We start from the raw sequence: 7,602 nt of genomic DNA, 5'->3' as shown, positions 1-7,602 counted from the left end.
AACTCCTTCGGGTACGCTTTTCTTACTTGTGACATAATTTCTGTTAAGGTATGTAATTCTCTTAACTTACTGTCTACTCAAATATAGCAACTCCAAGCCATAAAATAAGATCAAATGATAAAACCAACCGCTAACTATAAAAGCTTGTTTCTACCTGTACTTCTCTTATTTGCAATGATGGTTCTTGACTACTTTACGCCATTATGTTTGGCAGTGGGAATACTATATTCTGCCGTGGTTTTAGTGTCATTAAGAGAATCCACAAGAAGAATAGTTGTTCTCTCTGCAATTGCATGTTTTTTTATCATTATCAATTTTATGTATTTTAATATCATGATGGATGATCCACATTGGACGTTTCTAATAAACAGGGCTACGTCATTAATTGGCTTGATGGCAACTACTTTAGTGGCCATCAATTACAAAAAGGTTGTAGAAAAATTACTGAAGGAAAGAACAAATTATTCTGCAACGTTTGATGACGTGATTTTTGCTAATTCACATAAAGTGAGAAGACCATTGGCAAATATAATTTCACTGGTTGAACTCTTAAATGATAATCATACCATTGAAAAGGATGTCAAAGAGATGTTGCCTTTACTTGGACAATCAGCTGCAGAACTCGATGCTGCTACCCGGGAAATGACTAGTGCAATTAGTAGTCATAAATACATTAGTCATCTTCTTTTTCCGTAGATCTGTTTGATCACATCGGTAGTACCGAAGTGTTTTTAAAAAACTGTACCCCGGACGTACTAAGATTGAACCAGTTTATGGAAGATCTGGTAAAAATTGCCCTTATACCACTGTAATACGCAGAAATATGACATCGGAAATGATTAGATAATTATGAAAAAAGCTTAGGTATCTTAAACGACAAAACTAGTGTAAAAGATCATGAGAAAATGTGGCTGGATAACATAAGTTTCTCAATAAATCCATGTTTCTTTCAGAAGCACGGATTTGTTGTTTAACGCTGGTCCCAGATGGTTAAAGGATATTCAAACCCCAAATCTTCCATCGGGTAAAGTTATTTCCATTGCTCATCTGAAGCTTTTTTTAGCGCCGAGGCAATTACCTGATGCATATCGTAATACCTGTATTCTGCTAATCTACCACCAAAGATCACATTAGATTCTTTATCTGCAAGACATTGATATCGCTTAAGTATCTTCATATTTTTTGTATCATTAATAGGATAATAAGGTTCGCTGTTTAAAGATTCATTTATCGCATATTCCTTGGTTATCACCGTGCTTTTCTGAGTTCCAAATTCAAAATGTTTATGTTCAATGATTCTGGTAAAGGCAGCTGTCAAATCGCAATAATTAACAACGGCATTACCCTGATAATCTTGGATGTCATGTATTTCATGCTCAAATTTCAGACTACGATACTCTAATTTTCCGTATTGGTATTGATAGAATTCATCAATTTTACCGGTAAATACAATTTTTTCTGCCAGTGATTCAAAAAAAGACCTGTCTTTAAAAAAATCATGTGACAAGCGCAATTCGATATTCTGAAGCATTTTGTTAACAACTAAATTATACCCGCCGATTGGGATTCCCTGATAGCGGTCATTAAAGTAGTTGTTATTGTATGTATAACGCAGGGGAAGTCTTTTTATAATAAATGCTGGAAGGCAACTGGCATCTCTTCCCCATTGTTTTTTTGTATAATGCTGTATAAATTTCTTGTAAATAGATTCGCCAACGAGGGAAAGTGCTTGTTCTTCCAGGTTTGCAGGGGTTTTAAAATTTGATGAGTTCACTTCCGCTTCAATGATACTCCGTGCTTCCGAAGGAGTCTTCACCCCCCAAAGCTGATAGAACGTGTTCATATTAAAGGGTAAATTATAGAGTTTTCCTTCACTAAGGGCCAGCGGCGAGTTTATATAATGATTAAAGTCTGCAAACTGATTTACATATTTCCAGATCTGGAGGCTATCTGTATGAAAAATATGCGCTCCATACGAATGTACATTAATACCTTCCAGGTTTTGACAGTGTACATTTCCACCACTATGATTCCGTCTATCAATAACTAAACATTTTTTTCCAGCCTTATTAGCCTCATACGCGAAAACGGAGCCGAAAAGCCCTGATCCGACAATCAGATAATCATATTTTACGTTTGCCATCTAATCCTTTTTATCAACCAGCAAACGAATATTCCTGGCCAGTCGCTTAAAGAGCGAAGCATCTTCTGTTATAATTTCGGCAGTTCCTATCATCCCTGTCCTGAGCTGAATATGCCTTTGCGGAGTAATGGGCGATAACTTAATTTTAGAAAGAAATATGCTGTCCTGATATGGCGCTCCGGTCATTCTCATCATCCGGCCCCTCAAAACCCCATATTCTTCGAATGGGTAGCCGTCCAGTTTAACGAGTACTTCCTGTCCTTCTTTCACTTTTCCCATATTATATTGCCGCACTTTAGCTTCGCCAAAAAACAGCGTACTGCCGGGATCAATGCGAAATACCTCCTGGCCGGTCTGAATATATTGATTGAGCTGTATGATACCGGTATAGGCCACGGTTCCACTTTGCCGTGCCGTTAGGATGTACTGACTTTTCCACTTTTCAATTTCACTGATCAAACTGTTTAGCGCTTCTGCAAATTTTGATTTTTCTTCTGTGATCTGATTTTCCAGATCCGCCAGTTCCTTCATTTTAGCAGTATAGCTATTTTCATTTGCAAGCAATGCCGATTGAATCTGTTGTAAAGGATGCTGTTTTGCCAGGAATACGGCTTGCTGTTCCTCATATTCCGAAGAGGAAATAATTTTCTTTTTTGCCAGAGCATCATATCTTTCAAAATTTTTTGCAGCCAGATTAAATTCGCGTTCATTTAATTTTCCCTGCTCACCAAGCTGGCTTCGTTGCATAGAAACATGCTGCAGATCATTCTTAATAAATGTCTTTCTCTTTAAATATATACCATTACCTGTGGCAGCGCTGTAGGTTAAATAAGACTGGTAAAAAGCCTGATAGCTGCTCTGCAGTTCACCCAACCGCAAACCCTTTGGTGCGTCAAGTATTATATTCATGCCTTTTCCTTCTGAATGCCCGTTCCTGATCGCATCCAGCTTATCTGCCAAATTCAGAATTTGCCTATGGTCTGCAGTAGATTCCATCCAGGCAAGAAGCTGCCCTTCAGCAACGGGGTCATTTTCTTTCACCAGAATTTTCACAATATTACCCGAAACCCGGCTGATTACTGCTTTAGGTGCATTGGCCGCATTGATCCTCACCTGGGCTTTAATGACGTCCGGATACCGGATAAAAGAGGTTAATGCCATCACACCCAGCAATACAATCAGCACCCAGGTTATTCCCCAGCGCATTAAGCTACCAGGCGGCGTTCCTACTATATCCTGTATGTCTTCCGTATGCAGCTCCTCTACAGGAGCAGATACTTCATTAATCACTACCCGTTCTTGCGTAATAATAGGTACTTCTGTATTTTCCATAATTAATATATTCAAAATATCGGGCATCTCAGTGCTGCGTCCGGTTAATTTCCCAGCTCCAATTGATTTTTAACCAGATTATAATATTTTCCGCGCTGCAGGGTTAGATCCCGGTGAATCCCCTGTTCAACCACTCTACCTTTATCCAACACCACAATATTATCTGCGTGGCTAACCGTACTTAAACGGTGTGCAACGATAATAGCCGTCCTGTTTTTTAAGAATTCTTTAAGGTTATCAATAATTACCCTTTCATTATTGGCATCCAGCGCATTAGTCGCTTCATCAAAAATGATGTAATGCGGGTCTTTATAAACTGCCCTGGCAATTAAGAGCCGTTGCCGCTGTCCCTGACTGATACCTTTCCCGGCTATCCCGATTTTTGTTCTTACTCCAAAAGGCTGTTCCTCGATAAACTCCTGCAGATTAGCTATCCGTATAGCATCCTCTACCCTTTTTTGATCAGGAAATTCGTCTCCTACCGCTATATTTCTTTCAATGGTATCAGCGAAAATGAATCCATCCTGCATCACCACCCCACAGGCGCTGCGCCATGTAGCAAAGCCTATCTGTCCGATACCGGCAGAACCGATATGAATCTGTCCTTTCTCAGGTTCATAAAACCGCAGCAACAATTTAAGTATGGTCGTTTTTCCGCTACCACTCATGCCAACAATTGCCGTGGTCTTACCTTCGGGAAATAGCAGATTGATATCAGTAAGCACCGGATCATTACCTGCACCAGGATATCTGAAAGTTAAATTGCTCATATGAATACTGCAGTCTGCGGGTAATTCACGCAGCCAGTCTTTACCAACCGGCTCTTCATCCTCTTCACTGTAAATTTCATTAATCCGCTCCAGACTAATCTTTGCGTCCTGATAGGACTGGATAAAGCTTAGGATATGCTCTATAGGATTGCTTACCATACCGACGATGTACTGGATGGCAACCATTCCTCCAAGGGAGAGGTCGCCGTCAATGACTGCTTTCGCACTCATAAAAGTGATTATAATACTCTTTAGCTGATTAATTGCCATAGAACCCGCCTGCTGATATTGCGACAGCGCCAGGCTTTTCACTTTAAATTTAAACAGACGCGCCTGGATTGTTTCCCAGACCCAGCGTTTCTGTTTTTCACTGTTATTAAGCTTAATTTCCTGGATAGCACCTACCAGCTCAACGATTTGCGTTTGATTATCTGATGAGATGGAAAAACGTTTGTAATCCAGTGACCTTCTTTGTTTAAGAAACAACAGAATCCAGGCGGTATAACATATCGTTGTAACAGCAAATACCAGGAATATACCCGTATGATAGAAAGCTAAAACAAATCCAAAAACGATCAGGTTAACGAAAGAAAAAAGTGTGCCCAGTGTAGACCCCGTCAGGAAAGATTCAATTCTTTGCTGATCAGCCATACGCTGCATAATATCACCCGAAGTCTTAGTTTCAAAAAAAATCATCGGGAGCTTCATCAGCTTGATGAGCAGATCGGTGAGAATGGAAATGTTAACCCGGGTACTGATGTGCAGCAAAATCCAGGAGCGGATAAACTCTACGCCCGTTTGCCCGATGAATAGTGCAATCTGAGCAATGAGGATCAGGTAAATAAAGTTAATGTTGCGCGTATTGATCCCAATGTCCACAACCGACTGGGTAAGGAATGGAGTAACCAGCTGTAGAATTGTACCTACCAGTAGCCCCAAAAGGAGCTGCACGAACAGCTTCTGATAAATCTGAAAGTAACGAAGCAGCTTTCCCCATCGCAGTTTTGCGCCTGCCGGTTCCCCCTGCTCTTCACTATCATAGAAATGAGGAGTGGGTGTTAACATTAATAGAATACCGTTAAACAGCTGATTATGGGCAAACCAGTTGTCTAGAAATTCATCTTTTGTCAGCTTGCGTTTACCACTTGCCGGATCCGCTATGAAATAAAATTTTTTATTCACTTTATATAAGACCACAAAATGGTTCTGCCGCCAATGCAGGATACAGGGTATGGTCACATGAACAAGCTTTTCAGAGCTGACTTTTACACCCTGAGTCCGGAAGCCGATTTTCTCAGCAGCTTCACTGATCCCAAGCAGATTAACACCCGACCGGGTAAGCTGGCACAACTTGCGCAGCCAATAGATGTCCACATTGCGGCCATAATGTTTGCTTACCATTTTGATGCAGGCAGCACCACAATCCATTTGACTTCGCTGACGATAATGATTAAAATTTTTCACGGGCGCTTATATGTTTACAAATCAATTCTTGCTATACCGGCTTTATTGTGCAGAGGCAATTACCTGATTAAAAAAGTCTGTCAGGTCTTTTAAATGATAGTCGAAAGAAAAACACATTCTGTTCTCCCAGACCTGCTTTCGCTTCTGTTCCATCGATGGCTTATCATGCAGCTGCTGTGCAAGATCGTCGTAAGAGGTATATAGGACACCTATATTTAGCTGCCGCAAGATGCTTTCCGAAGCTACAATATGGCCTTCATTTGCCTTCTGGATCATAGGTAAACCAGCGACAGCCAGAGTGGCCATTCTTGCCGGCAGATTCAAATCATTCCAGTCACACCTGATGATATCACCCTGATTTTTACTGGTAAAACAATGCAGCCATCCGGCATCATACCTGGACAGTTCCTCCGCCCATTGATCAGGCTTACAATGCTCGTGCAGGTGCAGGTGGCCGGGTACCAATTCATTCACGGCTTTTACCCATTTGTGCCATTTAGTCTGATAGAATTTTCCATATAAATGGAAATGCACCTGATGTCTTGCAAGCACAGCAATGTCATCCGGACTTATTCCATAAGGACGTCCGATCATCACCGTATGTATGCAATTCCCTTCAGCTGACAAAAGGGGCAATCGGGTTGATGTAAACCAATTCGCCGGCGGCAGGTCACCATCTAAAATATACGATGGCCGCTCATGGTCTCCAATAAATTGTTCAAACCAGTCCCTGCACTCCTGATTTATATAAATTCTACCGTCAGCATTATAATAAAGTTCTACCAAATCATTCCAAAGACCAGCATTACGACAAAAAAATGGTCCTTCCTTAAAATGCCAGATAAATGGTATACCAGGATTTGAAAGCATAACTGTATGAGCTAGTTTAACTGCCTGCGTATTGAGCAAAGCATAAATCAAATCCGGATTTATCCCGGCAATTTGAGATTGAAGATTGTCAAGATCCAACTCGAGGATGTTTCCAAATGCAAAGGGGCCCACCGCATTGTGGATATCTGGATTACGGATCCATATTCCAAAGAGCTGATGTCCTTCTTCTTCCAATACTGCTAATCTTTCCGGATTAAAGCCTAATTCACCCACAATAATGATTTTCAGTTTGCCGGGTGCCGTATTCATCTCACTGAGGTTTACAGGTATTTTATTTTCATCCAGACAAACGCCATCACTGTAGAATTTGAGCCTCTGATCTACACCATAATAATTTTTATAGAAATGAATGCTCCCGCCTTCTTTCTTATTAATGATTTTATGACGCTGAAAAGGATGATTAACCCATTCACAGGTAATTTTTCCGGTTGCAACAAATGCACCTTCCTGACGCAATTCGTTAAGAAACATAACATCTAAATCAGCTGTTACAAGAACTTCACGTTCAGACCACCTGCAAGCCGTAGTTTTGTGCATAATCTGCACCAACTGCAGACACTGGTCCGGAACATTCCCCAGAGTACGATTAGTAGACAGACCAGTGGCATAACTATCAGTGTTATGAAAACAGGCACCCGTGTAACTTAACACAGCATTGTTTGTAGCTGTAAGTTTCCCGTAAAGGGACTGCAGATGATTTTTATAAATTATATCGTCTGATGGCAAATAGCAGATATGTGTATATCTGGCCTGTGCTATTCCCAAATTCAGACAATAGCCCAGTCCCCTGTTTTGTTCATTTTTAAAGTATCGTACCCGGGCGTCACGCAGATGGCCTGCAATGACCTGTTCTGTATAGTCAGTAGATCCATCATTGATGATGATCAGTTCCCAATTTTCAAACGTCTGCTTAAACAGTCCTGTTAAGGCACCTCTTATAAACGCTCCCTGATTATAGGTTGGCATAATCACGGAAACCCCGTATTGTTCTTTAATCATATC

The 7,602-nt window shown here is 40.8% G+C and carries 5 protein-coding genes; 1 reads left to right on the top strand and 4 read right to left on the bottom strand.

All coding sequences use genetic code 11. The annotated features are described in order from the left end of the window. Positions 1-114: 114 nt before the first annotated feature. Complete coding sequence (locus BLW16_RS23065; RefSeq protein ID WP_139298363.1) at positions 115-696, top strand: hypothetical protein; 582 nt, start codon at positions 115-117, stop codon at positions 694-696. Positions 697-1,030: 334 nt separating this feature from the next. Here the strand turns inward: BLW16_RS23065 and glf are convergent, their stop codons facing one another. The 4 genes from glf to BLW16_RS19845 are packed head-to-tail and all read right to left on the bottom strand — an operon-like array spanning position 1,031 to position 7,599. Further along, positions 1,031-2,143 (bottom strand): UDP-galactopyranose mutase, encoded by a 1,113-nt coding sequence (gene glf, locus BLW16_RS19860; protein WP_090559623.1) that lies wholly within the window; start codon positions 2,141-2,143, stop codon positions 1,031-1,033. After that, complete coding sequence (locus tag BLW16_RS19855; RefSeq protein ID WP_175470652.1) at positions 2,144-3,475, bottom strand: HlyD family secretion protein; 1,332 nt, start codon at positions 3,473-3,475, stop codon at positions 2,144-2,146. Between the two features lie 44 nt (positions 3,476-3,519). Further along, a complete protein-coding gene (locus tag BLW16_RS19850) occupies positions 3,520-5,709 on the bottom strand; it encodes a peptidase domain-containing ABC transporter (protein ID WP_090559621.1) in 2,190 nt (729 codons plus the stop codon). A gap of 42 nt (positions 5,710-5,751) precedes the next feature. Next, a complete protein-coding gene (locus BLW16_RS19845) occupies positions 5,752-7,599 on the bottom strand; it encodes a glycosyltransferase family 2 protein (RefSeq protein ID WP_090559620.1) in 1,848 nt (615 codons plus the stop codon). Between the last annotated feature and the right edge of the window lie 3 nt (positions 7,600-7,602).

Origin of the sequence: Pedobacter hartonius, assembly GCF_900107535.1 — a bacterium.
Classification (GTDB): domain Bacteria; phylum Bacteroidota; class Bacteroidia; order Sphingobacteriales; family Sphingobacteriaceae; genus Pedobacter; species Pedobacter hartonius.
The sequence above is the reverse complement of the archived record's forward strand: the minus strand, read 5'-3'. Positions and strand labels throughout refer to the sequence as shown.